This window comes from Koromonas humicola (assembly GCF_059726255.1).
In genome coordinates this window covers 358,311-376,800 of the sequence record NZ_AP040873.1, presented here as the reverse complement: position 1 = coordinate 376,800, position 18,490 = coordinate 358,311, and the positions used below count along the sequence as shown (strand labels likewise).

Sequence of the window (18,490 nt, the reverse complement as noted above, 5' to 3'; positions counted from 1 at the left end):
AAAGAGAGGCGCGGGGAGAACCCGCGCCCATGATGGGAGGACATCAAGCTCAGGAGCGAAGCAATTTACGAGCAAAGCACAACAACAAAGCAAACTCTTTCGAACTCATCTCGGCTCAGGGCGCCACTTTGTAAATCGCAACGGAGGTCGGGGCAACGTGCATGGTGATCTTGTCTGCATCGACGGTTGCGGGAGAGGCGTCCTGGACAGGCTCCACGGACTTCACCTCGGTAAGCGGCGTATCAGCGCGCTGCAACTCGATCGTCTGCTCGGAGGTGGAACCGTTGAAGACCACCAGCAAGCGGTCGGGGCCCTGTGAGCGAAGGAACGCGAAGTAGCTTTCGGCGGATGCTACGGTGGTCAAATCACCGGTCTGGAGCGCCGGATGCGAATGGCGCAAAGCGGCAAGTTGCTGGACATGAGTAAACACCTGCTGCTGCTCGGCGGTGCGCCCGGTCGGGTTGAAGGACGAAGCGGTGTCACCGGGGAAGCCTCCGGGAAAATCGTGGCGGTTATCGGGATCATCCTTTCCATCCATTGCGATTTCATCTCCGTAGTAGAGTCCCGGGATGCCGCGCAGGGTGAAAAGCAGCGAGAAGGCCGCGTTGAGTTTGGGAACGGTGGCGCCTGGCTCGCTCATGAAGCGAAGGATGTCGTGATTGCCGATGAACGTGTACAGGCCGTTTGGACGCTGGTAGAGGTAATCGTGCTGGAGCAGGTTGACCAGTTTGGAAACCGGCTGATTATGTAGGAGCACGTTGCGCAACGTTGATTCGAGCGGAAAGTCGAAAACAGTCGTAAGGCCGGAGTCGATTCCCTGCATTGGGCGTCCACCCTCGAAAAATGCGGTGATCACCGGGTCGTCGTTGAAGACTTCGCCGACAGTCGTGACCTGCGGGTAACACTGGCGCAACGTCTGATGCCACTGGCCCCAGAAGCGACGCGAGGAATAGGGGAAGGTGTCGAGGCGATAGCCGTCAAAGTGTGCTGTCTCCATCCACCAGATGGCGTTGTCGGCAAGATATTCGCCGAGCAAAGGATCGTCGGTGTTGAGGTCGGGAAGCTTGTCAGCAAACCAGCCTTCGACGACGGGACGGCGGTCGCGGGTGTCGGCGTGGATGTCAACCAGAGGCCAGAAGTCATACTTGGGCTGGAGGTGATGCGCGGTCGATCCGTTGAGCCAAGTCGGCGTGGGTGGATGAGCAGCCCAGGGATGATCGGGGCCGGTGTGGTTGGCGACATAATCGCTTACGACCTTGATCCCTGAGGCATGGGCGGCTGCGACAAACTCGCGCAGATCCTGCATGGTGCCGAAGTGGTCTTCAACCGCATAGAAATCGGTGACGTGGTAGCCGTGATAGTCGGCGGCGTTGGAGTCGTTCTTCCACCAAGGGGTAAGCCACAGGGTGGTGACGCCGAGCTGCTTCAGGTAAGGCAGATGCTGCTGAATGCCTTTGAAATCGCCCCCGTGATAGGCGTGGGCGTTGGTGCGATCGTAGTGTCCGCGAGCCTGTGCAGGATTGTCGTTGGTTAGGTCTCCGTCGGCAAAACGGTCAGGCATGATGAGGTAGAGAACGTCATCGGCATGAACGCCATGTCCGGTTTCGGCTGTCTTTTCGCGGCGCTCAAGCGGTAATGCGACTCGTGTGTTGCCGGATGTCGTGGAGACGGAGAGTTCGGCCTTGCCCGGTGCGGCATCGGCGGCAATGTGAGTCCAGACAAAAAGGTAGCGCCCGTCGGCACTGGACTGAGTGCGGAGGATGGAGACGCCTTTGTACTGAGTTGTGACCTTGGCCTGCTGAAGGTTGTCTCCCGTGACGAGCAGCATGGGGTCGTGCGGCATGCCTACCCACCAGTTGGGTGGCTCGACTTTTTGGACCGACGGCTGCGCTAAGGCGACCGAGAAGAAGATAGATAGGAGTGCGGTAAGGAGTACGGACTTCGATCTGATTTTTGAGCGAATCATGGCTAGCAGTGCCTCGTTATCGGCAAAGAATTACAAAAAATGGGGACAGGCGAACCTGTCCCCGCTGTTTATTCATTGTTAGAAGGAAACACGAAGCACTAATTCGAGCTCGCGCTGCGATTCGGTGCGAGGTGAGGACACGACTCCGAAGTTCTTGTTAGAACTTGCGTTCATCGCGTCTTGCCAATTCAAATCGCTCGGGTTCTGGAGCTGCGGAGTGTTGGTCAGGTTATAAACCTGGGCACGGAACTCCGTCTTTACGCGCTCGGCGACCTGGAAGCTCTTCGCCAGCGACATGTCCCAAGTGTGGTATCCCGGTCCATGGAAGTAGTTGCGAGCCAAGGAGCCGACTGTTCCAGTAGCGGGTGCCGTGAAGGCACTGACAGGACAGTACAGCCAAACTTTCCGGGAGTAGTTTTCCTTGCATCCGCCGTGGTAGTCAGGACGAACGTTGTTCTGAACGAGGTCAACCGGCGCGCCACTTGCCAAGTTCAGCACATTGTTCCACTGCCATCCGCCGAGAACAAAGTCAGCAGCTCGTGGAATGTTGCTGAAGAACGTCTTGCCACGGCCGAAGGGCAGCTCATACAACGCGCTGGCCACTAGCACCTGACGCTGGTCGCTGTTGGAATTGCCGTAGTTGTACTTGAGCAGCGGCACTCCATTGGCTGCCATATTCGTGCTGGTCCCACCAGCGATTGCGGACGGGGCGTTGTCCAAGGTGTGCGAGTACGTATAGGCGACGGTGTACTGCAAGCCCTGGCTCATCTTCTTGTTCAAGCGAGCCTGCAGGCCGTTGTAGTTGCCGTTGCCGATCATAGCCACTTCCGAGATTGAACCAACGTTCGAGAACCACTTCTGAGAGGTGGTGCCAAGAACGGTGGCATTGGCGTTGAACGAGGTTCCGAGGTTACCCATGTGGGTGCCCACATAAGCCAGATCCAAAGAGGTCGAACCATTCAGTGCACGTTCCACCTGAATGTTCCACTGCTGGATGTTCGGATTCTTGCTGTTCTTGGGGTAATAAATGACGTTCTGGCTGCTGGTGAGGACCTTGGGGTTCACAGTAACCTGTCCCACCGGTAGCGCACCGGTAGCAACAGTCGGGTCCAGCGAACCGTTCGGAGCTGATCCACCGAGCGTGAAACGAACGCCAGTCGCGCAAGTCGGATCGGCGGACGGGCAAGCATAGTACGTCTGCGAGCCGTTGAAGTTCGGGTTATTGGAAAGCTGCGTACCTACTCCACCACGATCCACGTAGTAGAAGAGGCCGTAACCGCCGCGAATGACGGTCTTGCCGTTTCCGCTGAGGTCATAGGCGAAGCCTACACGGGGTCCAAAGTTTCCCTTGGGCGTGTCGATCAGAGACTTGTTCCAGCCCTTCTCTCCGGGTAGAACCAAGGTTCCAGTAGAAGGATCGAAGTTGGACTGCTTGCCGCTCTGTTCGGTCGGCCAAGAGAGAACGTCGTAACGCAGGCCGAGGTTCAAGGTCAGCTTGCGGCTGACGCGGAAGTCGTCCTGAGCGAAGAAGCCGTTTTCCCAGCTACGGGTGCGATAGTAGCCGTTGAAAACGCCGATGGTGTAATCCCACGCAAATCCGGCAGCGATTTCGCTGATCGCGTGTCCGGTGAAACCACCGATCGGACCCTGATCAGGCCAGCACCAACCGTCTGCGGCGCTGAAGCAGAAGTTTCCCTTGGCATTATTGCCCTGGGTGAAGTCCACACTGCGGTGCATTATGCTGAAGCCCAACTTCAGGTTGTGACGTCCCTTAACCCAGCTCAGGGTATCCACAAACTGATGGGTACCTTCGGCTACGGTGTAAGGACCGCCGTCGCCGACGTACTCCAACCGCGTGCCGGAGTCGATGGCTGGCATGCCACCCAGAAGCGGGCTGGTATTGGCGTTGACAATGCCGAGATCTGATGCCTGCGTCCCGCCGAAGCCGGGCTGCTGATATCCGAAGTACGGACGAGAGTAGCCGTAGTGGAATTCGTTGATGATGGAATCGGAAAGAGTGCGAGTGTAACCGACAGCAAGCTGACGCGGATGCTGCGGGTTGCTGCCCGAGCCGTAGCCGGAGGGCAGATCATGTGATGAGTCGACGAGTTTGTCCGTATCTCTCAGCAGATCCTGATCAAAGCTGTAACGGGCAAAGATGGATTCCTTCGGATTAAGAACGAAATCCAGACGTGCATCGTAGTCGTCCAGGGTCTTGTTAATCTGGCGACGCGGTTGGAAGTTATTGTCACCGCTAGCAGGATTGAAGCTGCCCACGTTGGGCAACGGGAAGGCATTCAGGAATTTCATCGCAACGGGATTCTGATTCGCCGTTGGGATGATATTGATCTTAGTTCCCGGCTGGTGCGCTACTGAATCCCACCCAAACGGAAGGCAGGTCTGCGGGTTGAAGATGTATCCATGCTTTGCGTTGAAGGCCGTTGGATCGGTCTTCATTGCAGCAACGCAGGTCGTATTCGTCATGAAAGGCAGAGAGGTTGCGGACGTCGTACCGGCTGCCGAATACAGCTCACTGAAATCGCCAGTGCGCATCTTGGCCGTTGGGACGATATCGGTGCCATCAACCTGCGGCGTTTTCTGACGCCAGCCCTGATAGTCGACAAAGCCGAAAATCTTGTTCTTCCAGATGGGAGCGCCTAAAGACGCGCCAAACTGGTTGCGCTTGAGCACAGGAGCCGCGGCATTACCCCAGCCCCATGGCAGTGCAGCGCCTTCACGCGAGCGGTTAAACCAGTAGCCTGCGCCGTGGATCGAGTTGCTGCCAGACTTGGTTGCGACCTGCACGATTGCACCGCCGGAGCGGCCAAATTCGGCAGAGGCGACGCTGGTGGTTACCTTGAATTCGGCGATATCTTCCACTGGCGGGAAGATAACCAATGTATTGACCAGCGACTCATTGTTGTCGAGGCCATCGAGCAGGTAGTTGTTTGCCTGAGGACGGAGGCCGTTGACGGTAAGAGCGCCGCCGCCGGACTCACTGTTGCGCCATGTTTCGGACTGATTGTTGCTGCCAGTAGCCTGATCATTGTACGCGCCGCGTGCAACGCCAGGGGTGAGGAGGGCAAGCGAAGTGAAGTTACGGCCGTTCAGTGGAAGTTCGACAACCTGACGTCCCTGAATGATTTCACCTGCGGAGGAGGTAGCGGTGTCAACCAGTGCGACCTCATCGGTCACATTGACGGTTTCAACAGCCGAACCAACCTGCAGTTTGAAGTTGATTTCTTTGACTTGAGAGATTTCCAGGGTGACGTTGGCCGTCGCTGACCTGAAAGTGTCCTTCTTGGCCTCGACCTTGTACTGGCCGATGCGAAGGGCGTTCACAACGTAGTCACCGTTTCCCTGGCTCTGGACGGATACAGTGGTATTCGTCGCCAGGTTCGTGACGGTGATCGTGGCACCCGGAACGGCCGCACCAGCGGGATCGGTTACTGTACCGAACACGCGTGCGTTATCCGATTGAGCAAGGGCCATGATGGTTGTGACCAGCAGCACTAGAGCTACCAGGAAACACCTTTTGGCGTACTGCTTCATAGTTCCTCCAAAGAAACAAAATCCAAAACCCTAATCGTTACGGGAAAAGCTTCTAAGAGCAGTGCGCAGGGGATAAGTCCTTTGCAGTCATGTAGCTAGCCCGATTACGCATGCTCTCGCCTGAAACTAAGGTTTTGTATCCCCCAACGCGGCCTCACTGGGCATACACGGAGGGGGCAACCACGACCGCTCAGGCCTTTTGTGGCGCCCAAGTCGAGCCGTTGTCGAACTCTGCATCATTTAACAAAACCGTAGGGGAGTCTGAAACTCTGGATAGCTTAATGCAAGTTTCTGCTGGTTAGTCACGGTAACTGACCCAATGCGTCTGAAATCTTTTACTTACAAAATGTTTCACCTTTTGTTACATGATGTGACAAGATAGCTGGCGTGTTCACACGAGAGCAGATTCTGGAGCAGATTGAGCGCTTGTCGCAAAGTGCGGCCCTGCATAATTCTGAGGCGCTGTGCAAACTGCTGCGCTATCTGACAGAACAGTCACTGAATCAGCCGGGAGCGGCGATCAAGGAATACCAGATCGCGACAGAGGTATTTCATCGCTCATCCAACTTCGATCCGCAGCTCGATTCGGTTATCCGCGTACAGGCCGGAAGGCTGAGAACGAAGCTGGCAAGCTACTACAGCACGGATGGCGAAAACGACCGGGTAATCGTCGAACTGCCAAAGGGAAACTACGCCGTACACTTCCGTGAAAACCCGCGATTCGCACAAAAGCCAGTGCCTGAGGCGGTTGAGCATAAACCCAGCCCCGTAGAAGCGGCGAAACCGGCTGAAACTGGGCGCGAATTTCGAATTGCAGTGCCGGTATTAAGCTCTCTGCTGCTGGTGGCGGTGGCGGCGGTCATATTCTTATTGGTGAATCGCCCGCCGGCAAAGGCAGTGGCGACGGTGGGAGCGGACGGTAAGGCTCCGGCGGCCTACCAGTTGTTCTGGGGTCAGTTTTTGACCACGCCGGATCAGCCGTGGGTGGTGTTCAGCAATGCCGCGTTTGTTGGGCGTCCGGAAACCGGGTTGCGCTATGCCAACGCAACGAATGACGCGCGTGAACAGGTTTTTGATCACTACACGGGCGTGGGTGAAGTGCTTTCGGTGCACAATTTGGATGAGGTTTTTGCCACGCTACATGGGCGCGTGAGGGTGAAGCGCGGCAGCCTGTTCTCGCTGGATGATATCAAGCAGAACAACCTGATCTTTTTGGGCTCTCCCGCGGAAAATCTGACGTTAAGAGACGTTCCGAGCACGACGCACTTCGTTTTCCAGCGCGTGCCTGCGGGGCCGAGGGCTGGCGACCTGTCGATTGCAACGGTTTCGCCCCAGGGAGGCGAGCCTGCAGTTTCGCTGGCGAGTCCGGCGGGGCAAGCGCTTACGGAAGACTATGCCATTGTTGGATTTAAGCGCGGAGTGGAGTCCTCAAGGCTGGTGCTGTCGATCGCCGGAACGACGACCTTCGGGACGCAGGGCGCGGTGGAGTATCTGTGCCACCAAGAGTCGCTGGAGGAGCTTCTGGCGAAGCTTGGGGTGCAGAAGGCGGAGGATTTGAAGCCGTTTGAAGCGCTGCTGAAGGTGAGGATCTCGCACGGGGTTCCGGTGGAAGCGAGTCTGGTCGCGGTGCATAAGTAAACAATCCTGGAGATTGCAGTCCGTGGCGGAAGAGCCTCTTGGGCGGAATTGCCTATTTGCGCATGGATGGGATCCTTCGCTGCGCTCAGGATGACAGATCCAACTGCAAGAACAACACCAAGGGCAACAGCACACTAACGACAACTGCCAAAGCAACTACCCCACCCGAAACTCTAAAGGCGAGTTTAGGATGGGGCACCCTCGTGTTCATTCCAGATTGGAATCGTTCGTGTTTACGATGACAGCTCGACCGCTTTATTGGAGCTGACGTTCACGCTTTCTGATGCGGTGTCCCGGACACGCTGCATGAGGATGGCGGCGACGAGGAGGAATGCGCCTCCGGCGATGACGGCCGACATGCGGTTGTTATGCAGGACGTGGTTCATCACCCAACCGAAGAACAGCGATGCGATGATTTCGGGCAGGACAATGAAGAAGTTGAAAATGCCCATGTAGACTCCGGTGCGCGCAGGAGGGAGCGACGCAGAGAGCACGGAGTACGGCATGGAGAGAATGCTGGCCCATGCGATTCCGACACCGAGCATCGGCAGGAGAAGCAGCATCGGGTGCTGGATCAGAGCTACGGAGAGCAGTCCCGCGCCGCCGCAAACGAGGCAGAGGCTGTGGGTATTGCGGCGTCCTAGATGGCGGGCGAGGAACGGAAGCGAGAAGGAAAAAGCGAAGCAGATGGCGGAGTAGAAGCCAAAGCAATTCCCTGCCCACTCGATGCCCCGGGTGTACTGCGGCGAAGTGGTGTCGGCGGCTCCGAAGACGTTGTGGGCCACGGCGACGGGAAAATAAAGCCACATGCAGAAGAGTCCCAGCCAGGTGAGTAACTGAACCCAGGCGAGCTGGCGCATGACGTGCGGCATCTCGCGGATGGCGGTGAGGATTTCTTTGGCGGACTTAACTAGCCGCGAGACAAAACTGGTCGAGGCGGAAGCTGCTTTCTGCTGCCGGAAGGCTTCGAGGTCTTCGGGTGGGTACTCCTTGGTTGTGAGGATCGTCCAAAGGACGGCACCGAGGAAGGCAGCGGCTCCGATATAGAACGACAGGCGCACGGTGATGGGGATGGCGTGGTGCGTGGTGTCGGCCGCGAAGTGGAAATACTTGCCGAGGAACCAGGGGAGCGATGAAGCGGCAATGGCTCCGGCTCCGATGAGGATGGACTGCATGGCGAATCCGGCGGTGCGCTGCTCATCGGGGAGGATGTCGGCAACGAAGGCGCGGAAGGGTTCCATGCTGATGTTGATGGAAGCGTCGAGGATCCAGAGGAGCCCGGCGGCCATCCAAAGAGCCGAACAGCGCGGCATCAGAAGCAAGGCGAGCGAACTTAGAATGGCTCCGGCAAGGAAATAGGGACGGCGTCGGCCAAGGGGTCCCCAGGTGTGATCGCTGGCTTGGCCAATGAGCGGCTGAACGAGGAGTCCGGTGAGCGGTGCGGCGAGCCAAAGCATCGGGATTTGGTCTGCTTTGGCTCCGAGGTACTCGTAGATGGCGCTCATGTTCGCCATTTGCAGTCCCCAACCGAACTGGATGCCAAGGAATCCGGCACTCATGTTGAGGATCTGCCAAGATGTGCGGCGCGGTCGATTCATGAATCAGTCCTCTGCTGCTGCTATCGGATGCTAGAGCAAGTCCTGAACTGCTGTTCTTGTTCACCCACCTTAGCCGCGCGGAAAACGCGCGTCGAAGGTGGGGCACCCCTGCACCCTCCATCGTAGGTGGGGCGCCCTAAATTCATTCCAATTACCGCAATGTAACCTCTACTCCGTGAGGATCATCCTCGACTTCGGCAGTCCAAGTCGAGCCGGACTGCTGCAAGGGCAGATTGCCGTGAGCGGTTGAGGCTAATTTCTCGGACGGCTTCAAACCATACACCTCGAAACGCAAACTCTTCCACCAGGATGAATAGCTGCCTTCGTGCTCAGAGACACGGAGGGTCCACGATCCATCGGAGTTGGCACGGCAGGTGAAGCGCTCGCGCAGGTACTGACCTCGACGGTAGTCGAAGGTGTGTCCGTCGTCGAGATAGACCTCGCCATGGCAGAGATCACCGGTGGACTTGGAATCGGCTTCGGGCAGGTAAACGCGCAGCGTCAGCGGACCTGCGGGCTTGACGTCGGTGCTCTGGGTCAAGGGCGCGATCGGCACGATGCTGCCTCCACGGGCATAAACAGGCAGTTGGTCGAGTTTGGGCGTGACGGAAAGCCGGAGGGGATGCAAATCGTCGCGGCGTTCAAGATCGCGTGCTTCGAGTTGGGTTCCATCATGGACGCGTTCGCCGGTCCAGTAGTCGTACCAGGTGCCCGGAGGAAGGTGAACCGCGTAAGGCGTTGTCTCGTCGGGAGTAGGCGCGGTCAGGACAAGAAGATTGGGGCCGAAGAGGAACTCGTTTGTAGCATCGAGGTCGATCGGATGGCCGTCCTTGGTGGCATTTGGGAACTCGAGGAAGAGCGGACGCACGATGGGGAGACCATTGCGCGAGGCTTCTTCGGCCACGGTGTAGAGGTAAGGCATGAGGCGATAGCGCTCTTCGATGAACTTGCGGCGGATGGCGGCGTGTTCGGGACCATCAACCCAAGGCTCATGGTCGCGAGTGCCTTTGGCGGCGTGGTCGCGGTCGATGGGCTGGAAGGCACTGAGTTCGAGCCAGCGAGTGAGTAGTTCGGGAGAAGGCGAGCCACCGAAACCACCCACGTCAGCACCGGAGAGAGCGAAACCACTGAGTCCGAGATTGAGAAGCTGTGGAGTCGTCTGGCGCATGTGACTCCACGAGGAAGAATTGTCTCCCGTCCAAGTGGCGGCATAGCGCTGTCCCCCGGCGAAGCTGGCACGGGTAAGAACGAACGGACGCTCGTTTGGCTGGAGAGCGAGGACGCCTTCGTAGGTGGCACGAGAGTTTTCCATGCCATAGACGTTGTGAATTTCAAGATGATTGGCCGTGCGCTTGGCAAATCCGGGCTCGTCGATGCGGTGCTGAACGTCGTCGGGCATCGTCTTGGAGGGATAGCGGAAGACGGCAGGCTCATTCATGTCGTTCCAGAAGCCTGCAACGCCAGTGGAAACGAAATCCTTATACAAGCTTCCCCACCAAGTGCGCGAACGCTGCTGGGTGAAGTCGGGGAAAACCGAAGGGCCGGGCCAGACGGGGCCGACGTAGTTGGAGCCATCAAGGTTCTTGACGAAGTGGTCGCCAGCAAGGCCGAGATCGTAGGGAGCGTAATTCTGATTTGGAAGCTTGGCGATGTGCAGATCGGTGATCACGACGAGATGGAAATTGTCGGCAGAAAGCTTCTTGACCATGCCGGAGAAGTCAGGGAACTTCTCGCGGTCGATGGTGAATGGACGATTCTTTACTTGGTAGTCGATGTCGAGATAGAGCGCGTCGGCGGGAATCTGATCCGTGCGCAGGCGATTGGCGACTTCCATGACACGCGACTGGGTTTCGTAGCTGTAACGCGACTGCTGGAATCCGAGGGACCAGAGCGGCGGGAGCGGCGTTGGGCCGGTGAGCCAGGCATAGCTGGAAACGACGCGCTTGGGATCGGGCCCATACATAAGGTAGTAGTCCACTGGGCCGTTGGGAGCACCGAAGGAGTAGCGATCAGCGAGTTCGTGTCCGAAATCGAAGTAGGAACGCCAGGTGTTGTCGAAGAGGACTCCGAGTGCCCGCCCCGAGCGGAATTCGATGAAGAACGGAATGCTCTTGTAGATGGGATCGCTGGCTTCGTCCCACCCAAAGGCGTCGGAATTCCACATCGTGTAGCTCTGGCCGAGGCGGTCGAGCGGACCGGGCTTGTCGCCGAGTCCGAAGAAATGCGCCGTGGGATCGAGCTGCTTATAGATGCGGAACCAGTTGCCATTCCAGCGTACAGGTTCGGCATCCTGCTGAATAATGTTCCCGGCAAGATCGGCGACGGTGATGCGCAGGTCTGGAGAAACTGTCACGCGCAGAGTCGCGGTACGGAAGCCGTTCTTCTCAGGTACGACCGTTGCGCGCGCGTCTCGTGCCGATGAAAGCACTGCCCACGATGCATTTTCGGGAAGAGTGCGGCTGTGCGACTGGCGAACGTGCAGGACGTCGTCACGCAAGGCCGTAATCTCAAGGGTGCCTCCCGAGTTGATGGCTATCAGGCCGTGCTGGTTTGCCCGAACTTGCGCAAGCGCAGCGGAAACGGTCGCGCAAAGAATTGCGAAGACGAGGACGTGGTTGCGGAATGCAGACAGGAGCGTACGGCCGTATGAATTCGGACTCATGCAGTGACAGACCCTGGAATTGAAAATCTGCTGAACTAAACAATGGAATTCTGTTGCGCGGGCGGAGGATACACAAGTATTTCAAGGTGTGTCACGGTAACGAGAGCAACTCTCGATTGCTCAGAGAGTTATGGAGATGTTTCACGCATGTTACATGATTAGTTTTCCGTGATTCTGGTGTGAGGGACTGGTGATGGAGATGGTGCGCGAAATACTTCGGTTGCGATTCAGGCGTGGACGGGAGGCTCAGAGTGTCACTGCCATGAGTTGTGGACAGTTCCGTTTATCAGTCGCAACTACGACCCGTGGGATAATAGGGATCTCGTCACCCTTGGAGGCCACGCCCTCCACCGCAGCGCGGAGACGACAGCCGGGACGGCCCGGCCCTTACATTAAGTGGAGGGCCGCTATGGCTTGGGTGCTGTTGTTTTTAGCTGGTGTGCTTGAAGCTGTTTGGGCATACACGATGAAGCTCTCTCAGGGCTTTACGCGTCCGCTGCTATCGATTGTTACCCTACTGGCGATGATTGCGAGTGTTGCATTGCTCGCGATTTCGATGCGAACGCTACCACTCAGCACGGCATACGCCGTGTGGACGGGAATCGGTACGGTCGGGGCAGTTCTGATGGGAATACTCATCCTTGGAGAGCCGACGAACCCCGGCAGAATCTTGGCCAGTTTGCTTATCCTGTCAGGAATCGTGCTGATGAAAGCTAGCTAGTCGAGTGCAATTGGCCGCATGGGGGTGACCGTCATGTGCTGGGATTCGGTGGATAACTACTGAGGGCGTGTGGTTGGCGGACCGGTTTCAAGAACAGGATCAACAGCAAGGACAAAAGAAGAGGCTTCGGGGCGCGCTTCGCGCGAGTTTATTAGATCCCACATGCGCTCGCCAAAAGAGGCGAGTGTATATGGGGCACCCGCGGCGCTTGATTCGGCCACCATTTGAAATGGTCGCTCCCCGCAAAGCGTGGGTTCACCACGATTTGGAACCGTCACTCCTCCCGCGGTGCTTCGTTCGCACGATTTGAAATGGGCACTCCCGCGGAGCGTGGATTCACGGTCACGATGACCGAGTGCTCACGCCAAGAACTGGTCAGTTCGGTTTATCTGAGTTCGGAATTGATGGTTGGGGGCTGGGGATATAACATCGCTGAGTATGGCTGGAAATAGAGAAGATCGGGCGCGACTGGTGGCCGGAGGGCCGCTGGAAGGCGAAGAAGGATTTGAGCTGAAGCTGCGGCCTCAGCGATTGCAGGAATTTATTGGCCAGCCAAAGGTGAAAGAGAATCTGGCGGTGGCGATTGCAGCCGCGCGCGCCAGAGGCGAGGCACTGGATCACATCCTGTTGTATGGACCTCCCGGGCTGGGCAAGACGACGCTCGCGACAATCATCGCCAATGAGATGGGTGCGGCTTTCCAGCAGACGGCGGGGCCAACGCTGCAGATCAAGGGCGACCTCACGGCCATTCTGACGAATGTGCAATCGCAACAGGTGTTGTTTGTGGACGAAGTTCACAGGTTACAGCCGGCGCTGGAAGAGATTCTGTACTCGGCGTTGGAGGATTGCCGTCTGGACATCATGGTCGGGCAAGGGCCTTCGGCGAGGACACATTCGTTTGAGATTCCGGCGTTTACATTTGTAGGAGCGACGACGAGGATCGGGTTGATTTCGGCTCCGCTGCGCTCAAGGCTGGGATTGGTGCTACGGCTGGAGTTCTATTCGCACGATGATTTGAAGATCATCTTGAATCGCTCGGCGCAGATTTTGAATGTCGGCATTGATGATGATGCGGCAATGGAGATTGCTATGCGATGTCGCGGGACACCGCGCGTTGCAAATCGGCTGCTGCGGCGCGTACGTGATTACGCACAGGTTCGCGGGACGGGGCATATCGATCTGGCCACGGCGCAATCGGCGCTGGAGATGCTCGAAGTGGATCAGCACGGGTTCGATGAGGTCGATCGAAGACTGTTGCTGACGATCATTGAGAAATATCAAGGCGGGCCGGTTGGGGTGAATACTTTGGCGGCAGCGCTGGCGGAAGAACCCGATGCCATTGAGGAAATCTACGAGCCGTTCCTGATTCAGATCGGGTTTCTGGATCGCACTCCGCGAGGACGTGTGGCAACACAGTTGGCGTACAAGCATTTTGGAGTGGAGCCACCAAGGCGGCAGAACATGTTGTTCTGAGGAGGTCGCAAGGTGGATGAAGTTCGCGAGTTTCGCGAGGTGAGGGCAGCCGGAGAGGCTGCCCTTTCGCCTGCAAGGAGGAAGCAAGATGCGCGCTCTGACGTTTGATCCCAAGACAGACCGGTGGACCGTGCAGGACATTGCGGTGCCGATGCTGGCGGACAGCGACGTGCTGGTGCAGGTAGAAGCCTGCGGGTTGAATCCGGTAGATGCCAAGATCGTGCAGTGGAAGAAGATGGTTCCTGAGATGACCACCGACTGGGTTGGCGGACTGGACGTTTCGGGAACAGTGGTCGAGGTTGGTAGTGCGGTGTCCGCGTGGAAGCGGGGCGATCGCGTGCTGACGCATGGAAACATGTTCCGCCCACGTGGAGGGTTTGCCGAGTACACGGTGCAGGATGCGCGCACGCTGATTGCACATCCGAAGGTGAGTTCGGAGGTTGCGGCGGCCACTCCTTGTGCAGGATGGACGGCGTGGCGAGCATTGCACGACAAGCTGCGCATACAGTCAAACGATCGACTGCTGGTCGCCGGTGGCTCGGGAGGAGTTGGAAGCTTCGCCATACAGATTGCCCGAGTGGCAGGAGTGAGTTGCGTGATGGCGACGTGTTCGACCAGGAATGTAGAGTACGTGCGCGGATTGGGAGCTACCGACGTGATCGACTACACGCGAGAAAACGTGGTGGCGAGAGTGGAGGAGATCACTGAAGGAGAAGGCGCAACCCGTGCGCTGGATTGTGTTGGCGGTGCGAGCGCAATGCTCGTTTCCGACTGTCTCGGATTCGAAGGCGAGATGGTGGAGTTGGTGACGACTGTAGAGCCGATGCAGTACAAAGACGCGTTTGGGAGAGGGCTGAGCTTTCATCAACTAAGCCTGGGCTCGGGACACCGCAATGGCGAGTACGGAAGGAAAACACTGGTCGAGACTGGCAAAAAGTTTTCTGCCCATCTCGAACGGGGAGAGTTGCGGGTTCCCGAGTTGAAAGTGATTGGACTGGACCAGGCAGGAGAGGCTCTGCAGGGAATTCTGCAACAGCACACGGTGGGAAAGATTGTGCTGAAGATGCGGTAGTGAGAGGGCTTTTCCGCAACAAACCGAACACTCAAGATCCTTTCGTGAAGACCAAGCAACTACAAAGCAAGGTCAACAACCCCACCCTCAAGCATTTCCATACCGCCTTTTACTTTCTACGCAATCTTCGGCTCTTCTCAGAACAGTGTGATGTCGCCGGCGGTGGCGGAGGCGTTCATATAGTCATTAAGGCCGAGCAGGCTGATGGTGGTGTGGAGCATGTCTTCGAAATGATATGTCTGGGTGTTGGTGGTGCCGGGAGGTACAAGCGGGCTGACCACAACGAACGGGATGTGGCCGCCGCATCCGGCAGTGATGGTAGGCGAGCAGGCATCGTCACTAAAGCTATCGCCAGAAGCACGGTTGAGCGCAGATTCGTCGAAGGTGACGATGAGGACGCCGTCACCTCCGGCCTGGAACAGCGGAGTCGCAAGCAGAGGAGCAATGTTCTTCTGCATCCACGTGTCGGCCGAATTCAGAAGCTGCGTGGCGGTTTGTCCGCCGAAGCCGTGTGCGTCATTGAGGACGTTGGGAACAATGTAGGTGTAGTTGGCGAAGTTGGACGCGGCGAGGTCGGTGGCTAGCTGTGTGACGGGGACCATGTTGCTCTGCTGCTCGGGCGCGGAAGTCACGTCGGAGTACCACTTGAACGGATTGTGACGATCGACGTACGGGCCTTTGTTGCCTCCGACGTAGCCGGGCGATGGAAGGTCTTCGAGGTAGGCGCGCCAGGTCTTGCCCGCCAGGTTGAGAGCGCGAACAATGTTGTCTCCGTTCACAACGCCGGGAGCGGAGCAGTTGTTTCCGTTGCACTTGTATGGCGGGTCTATCCATTGCGAGCCAGAAGTGTTGTAGAGATATCCCCAGAGCGAACCATGCATGTTGGAGTAAAAATTGAGCGCCATTGCGTTCTTTGCTGCGAGTCCGCACAGGTAGGGCATGTCGGATGCGGAGCAGTCGCTGGCATCTCCGGCGGGAAAGACTTCAGAGAATGCATGGTTTTCGAGCATGAGCACGAATACATGGTCGGAGTGGGGTAGCTTTTTCGTGCTGATGAGAGTGGTTTTGGAACTGCCAGCGCCGCAACTCAAGCTGAAGATCGAGATCAGAATTGCGAGAAGTGGAAGAGAAACTTTGCAGAAGAGGTTTTGGGCGACGCGAAGCGCCAGCATAGGAGCCTTTGTGAATTAGGTAGTTAGTGAGTATGAGACGTGGAAGAAAGGCCGGGTTTTCCGTCGTTCAATATTGGGGGAGCCACACTGGCGAACATTGCTTAGTGGGCAAAGAAAAACCCCACATCTGCTGACTGCGGCAGATGTGGGGCACCTGGTGGACCAGAGTTTCGTTGGTACTCTCGCTATTCCTCTTCCTCTTCTTCCAGACCAGCTCCGGCGGCCTTGGCAGCAGCGATGATCTTTTCCTGCTGCAAAGCTGGGACGAAGTCGTAGTGATCCATTTCCATGTTGAATGAACCACGGCCCTGAGTCATGGAGGTGAGGTCGGTGCCGTAGGTCAGCATTTCAGCCATGGGCGCGTGAGCGCGAATGATGGTGTTTCCACCCACATTGTCCATGCCCTGAATGCGTCCGCGCCGGGAGTTCATGTCGCCCATGATGGCTCCGGCGAACTCGTCGGGAACGGTGATTTCGACCTGCATGATGGGTTCAAGCAAAGCGGGCTTTGCGGCTTCCATTGCTTTGCGGAAGGCGATGCGGCCGGCAGTTTTGAAGCTGAGTTCGTTGGAGTCAACGTCGTGATAGCTGCCGTCGTAGAGGCTGACCTTGAAATCGACAACAGGGTATCCGGCAAGGAATCCGCGAGCTGCGGCCTCGAGAATTCCCTTTTCAACGGCAGGAATAAAGTTTTTCGGAATGGCTCCGCCGAAGATGTCGTTGACGAACTCGAACTGAGCTCCGCGAGGTAGAGGCGACATCTTGATCTTGCAATCACCGAACTGGCCGTGTCCGCCAGACTGCTTCTTGTGGCGGCCCTGGACGTCGGCGGTGCCGCGAATGGTTTCGCGATACGGCACCTTCGGAGCCTTGAGCACGACTTCGGTGTGGTAGCGGCGCTTCAGTTTGCTGACCACCACTTCGATGTGTTGCTGTCCTGTTCCGGCGATGAGGAAGTCCTTGGTCTGCGGGTCGCGATAGAAGCGCAGCATGGCATCCTCTTCCATCAGCTTGTGAACACCGACACCGAGCTTGTCTTCGTCGGCGCGGGTCTTAGGCTCGATGGCAAAGGTAATGGCCGGCTCGGGGAGAGTGACAGTTGGAAACTTAAAGGGAGCCGCTTTGTCTCCAAGGGAGTCTCCGGTGAGCGTCTCTTTCAGCTTGGCAACGGCACCGATGTCTCCGGCAGAAAGCTCGGGCACGGGGACAAGCTGCTTGCCCTGAACGACCGAGATATGAGCGAACTTCTCGAGTGTGGAGCGATTGAAGTTCGTGATCGAGGCGTCGTTCTTGAGTACGCCGCTGGCGACTTTGAAGTAGGAGATACGTCCGGCAAAAGGATCGCTGACGGTTTTGAAAACGAAGATCGATAGTGGCTCGGTTTTTGAAATCTTGCGTTGCGGCGGCTCACCGTTGTCCGCGGTCACGGCTCCAGCAATGGTTCCGCGCTCGACGGCAGAAGGAACGTAGTCAATGATGAAGTCGAGAACTTCGTCGGTGCCGATATTGCCGAGGCCGGAGGCAAAGAGTACGGGGAAAAGACGGTCTTCGCGAATGGCGTTGTGAATGCCGCTGACAATATGTTCTTCGCCGATGGTCCCCGTATCGAAGAACTCGCTCATGAGTGCGTCATCGCCTTCGGCGACGAGTTCGATAAGAGCTTCGTGCGCAGCCTTGGCTCTGTCGGCCATGTCGGCGGGAATGTCCTCGACGCGCGCTTTGCCGTTGCCGCTGAGTTCGTAGTAGTAGGCCTTCATCTTGACGAGGTCGATGACGCCTTTGAAGTTCTTTTCAGCACCGATGGGAAGCTGCACGGGAACGACACTGCGCCCGAAGGTGGACGTGAGCGATTCCATAACGCGCTCAAAGTCGGCGCGCTCACGATCCATGCGAGTGCAGACGACGACGCGAGGAAGCTTCAGCGAGTCGGCGTAGTTCCAGACCTTCTGGGTGACGACCTGAACTCCGGAAACGGAGTCAACAACGACGAGGGCGGCGTCAACGGCAGGCATGGCAAGCTCGGCTTCGTGGACGAACATGTTGAAGCCGGGAGTGTCGATTAGATTGATCTTGGTTTTGCCCCACTCGACGGCGGCGAGGGAGGCGGAAATGGTCATCTGCCGGGAAATTTCTTCTTCGTCGTAATCGGTGGTTGTGGTTCCGTCATCAACCCGGCCGAGCCGGGGTGTACTGCCGGCGGTGTAGAGCAGGGCCGACACTAAAGAGGTTTTGCCTGAGTGGGAGTGGCCAATTACAGCCACATTGCGGACATTCTCACCATCGTAGGTCTTCACAAAATAACTCCCGAGAGCTTTGATTCGAACGCTCTACATCGAGCTACCCGGATTTCCGTCGAAAGCGGCGGCGGCAAACACGAGAAACGCGTTGCAGAACCATTCGCCTACGGCGCCCACCTGAAAAGGCGGCGAGCGTCTTTACTGCGCAATCCAGCTGCACCAGCTAGCTGCACTCAGCCATTCCGCTGCCGGGACGCAACGCGCCACAGACACCCCCAAACGGGGGCGGAAGGGCAAAACTTATGCACCTCGCGGCACATATGGAAAGAACATCTAGAGCAGAGCATCGTAGCACACGGACGGAGCAGGCTCAATTTCACTCGGCGCTACAAGATTCTG

General features: G+C 57.3%; 11 protein-coding genes. 5 read left to right on the top strand and 6 right to left on the bottom strand.

Annotated elements, in window-relative coordinates; translation table 11 throughout:
* Positions 1-115 precede the first annotated feature (115 nt).
* Both AC6IZD_RS01595 and AC6IZD_RS01590 read right to left on the bottom strand, forming a co-directional pair.
* Complete coding sequence (locus tag AC6IZD_RS01595; RefSeq protein WP_497785930.1) at positions 116-1,966, bottom strand: alpha-amylase family glycosyl hydrolase; 1,851 nt, start codon at positions 1,964-1,966, stop codon at positions 116-118.
* A 78-nt stretch (positions 1,967-2,044) separates the two neighbouring features.
* Complete coding sequence (locus tag AC6IZD_RS01590; protein WP_497785929.1) at positions 2,045-5,518, bottom strand: TonB-dependent receptor; 3,474 nt, start codon at positions 5,516-5,518, stop codon at positions 2,045-2,047.
* Positions 5,519-5,905: 387 nt separating this feature from the next.
* Between AC6IZD_RS01590 and AC6IZD_RS01585 the strand changes: the two genes are divergently transcribed.
* Positions 5,906-7,156, top strand: a complete 1,251-nt coding sequence (locus AC6IZD_RS01585; RefSeq protein ID WP_497785928.1) for a hypothetical protein — start codon at positions 5,906-5,908, stop codon at positions 7,154-7,156.
* 233 nt (positions 7,157-7,389) lie between these two features.
* Here AC6IZD_RS01585 and AC6IZD_RS01580 read toward each other — a convergent pair whose 3' ends face one another.
* Together AC6IZD_RS01580 and AC6IZD_RS01575 are read right to left on the bottom strand one after the other, a co-directional pair.
* Complete coding sequence (locus AC6IZD_RS01580) at positions 7,390-8,754, bottom strand: MFS transporter (protein WP_497785927.1); 1,365 nt, start codon at positions 8,752-8,754, stop codon at positions 7,390-7,392.
* Between the two features lie 151 nt (positions 8,755-8,905).
* Complete coding sequence (locus AC6IZD_RS01575; protein ID WP_497785926.1) at positions 8,906-11,416, bottom strand: glycoside hydrolase family 31 protein; 2,511 nt, start codon at positions 11,414-11,416, stop codon at positions 8,906-8,908.
* Positions 11,417-11,825: 409 nt separating this feature from the next.
* Here AC6IZD_RS01575 and AC6IZD_RS01570 point away from each other — a divergent pair, with 409 nt between their 5' ends.
* The 4 genes from AC6IZD_RS01570 to AC6IZD_RS01555 all read left to right on the top strand — a co-directional run bounded on the left by AC6IZD_RS01570 (position 11,826) and on the right by AC6IZD_RS01555 (position 14,682).
* Positions 11,826-12,137: a DMT family transporter gene (locus AC6IZD_RS01570; RefSeq protein WP_497785925.1), complete on the top strand. Its 312-nt coding sequence runs from the start codon at positions 11,826-11,828 to the stop codon at positions 12,135-12,137.
* A gap of 311 nt (positions 12,138-12,448) precedes the next feature.
* Entirely contained in the window at positions 12,449-12,589 is a 141-nt protein-coding gene (locus tag AC6IZD_RS01565; RefSeq protein ID WP_497785924.1) for a hypothetical protein, read from the top strand.
* Complete coding sequence (gene ruvB, locus AC6IZD_RS01560; protein WP_497785923.1) at positions 12,576-13,610, top strand: Holliday junction branch migration DNA helicase RuvB; 1,035 nt, start codon at positions 12,576-12,578, stop codon at positions 13,608-13,610. Before AC6IZD_RS01565 ends, ruvB begins: the two co-directional genes overlap by 14 nt.
* An 88-nt stretch (positions 13,611-13,698) precedes the next feature.
* Positions 13,699-14,682, top strand: a complete 984-nt coding sequence (locus AC6IZD_RS01555) for an alcohol dehydrogenase catalytic domain-containing protein (RefSeq protein WP_497785922.1) — start codon at positions 13,699-13,701, stop codon at positions 14,680-14,682.
* 137 nt (positions 14,683-14,819) lie between these two features.
* On the opposite strand, the gene AC6IZD_RS01550 is transcribed toward AC6IZD_RS01555, so the two are convergent.
* Both AC6IZD_RS01550 and fusA read right to left on the bottom strand, forming a co-directional pair.
* Positions 14,820-15,854: an alkaline phosphatase family protein gene (locus AC6IZD_RS01550; RefSeq protein WP_497785921.1), complete on the bottom strand. Its 1,035-nt coding sequence runs from the start codon at positions 15,852-15,854 to the stop codon at positions 14,820-14,822.
* 185 nt (positions 15,855-16,039) lie between these two features.
* Positions 16,040-18,148, bottom strand: coding sequence for an elongation factor G (fusA, locus tag AC6IZD_RS01545; protein ID WP_497785920.1), 2,109 nt, complete (start codon positions 18,146-18,148; stop codon positions 16,040-16,042).
* Between the last annotated feature and the right edge of the window lie 342 nt (positions 18,149-18,490).

Bases quoted from the DNA above. Each gene is read 5' to 3' on its own strand.
- AC6IZD_RS01555 (WP_497785922.1), top strand. From the start codon at position 13,699: ATGCGCGCTCTGACGTTTGATCCCAAGACAGACCGGTGGACCGTGCAG.
- AC6IZD_RS01550 (WP_497785921.1), bottom strand. From the start codon at position 15,854: ATGCTGGCGCTTCGCGTCGCCCAAAACCTCTTCTGCAAAGTTTCTCTT.
- AC6IZD_RS01570 (WP_497785925.1), top strand. From the start codon at position 11,826: ATGGCTTGGGTGCTGTTGTTTTTAGCTGGTGTGCTTGAAGCTGTTTGG.
- AC6IZD_RS01565 (WP_497785924.1), top strand. From the start codon at position 12,449: ATGGGCACTCCCGCGGAGCGTGGATTCACGGTCACGATGACCGAGTGC.
- AC6IZD_RS01575 (WP_497785926.1), bottom strand. From the start codon at position 11,416: ATGAGTCCGAATTCATACGGCCGTACGCTCCTGTCTGCATTCCGCAAC.
- AC6IZD_RS01580 (WP_497785927.1), bottom strand. From the start codon at position 8,754: ATGAATCGACCGCGCCGCACATCTTGGCAGATCCTCAACATGAGTGCC.
- ruvB (WP_497785923.1), top strand. From the start codon at position 12,576: ATGGCTGGAAATAGAGAAGATCGGGCGCGACTGGTGGCCGGAGGGCCG.
- AC6IZD_RS01595 (WP_497785930.1), bottom strand. From the start codon at position 1,966: ATGATTCGCTCAAAAATCAGATCGAAGTCCGTACTCCTTACCGCACTC.
- AC6IZD_RS01590 (WP_497785929.1), bottom strand. From the start codon at position 5,518: ATGAAGCAGTACGCCAAAAGGTGTTTCCTGGTAGCTCTAGTGCTGCTG.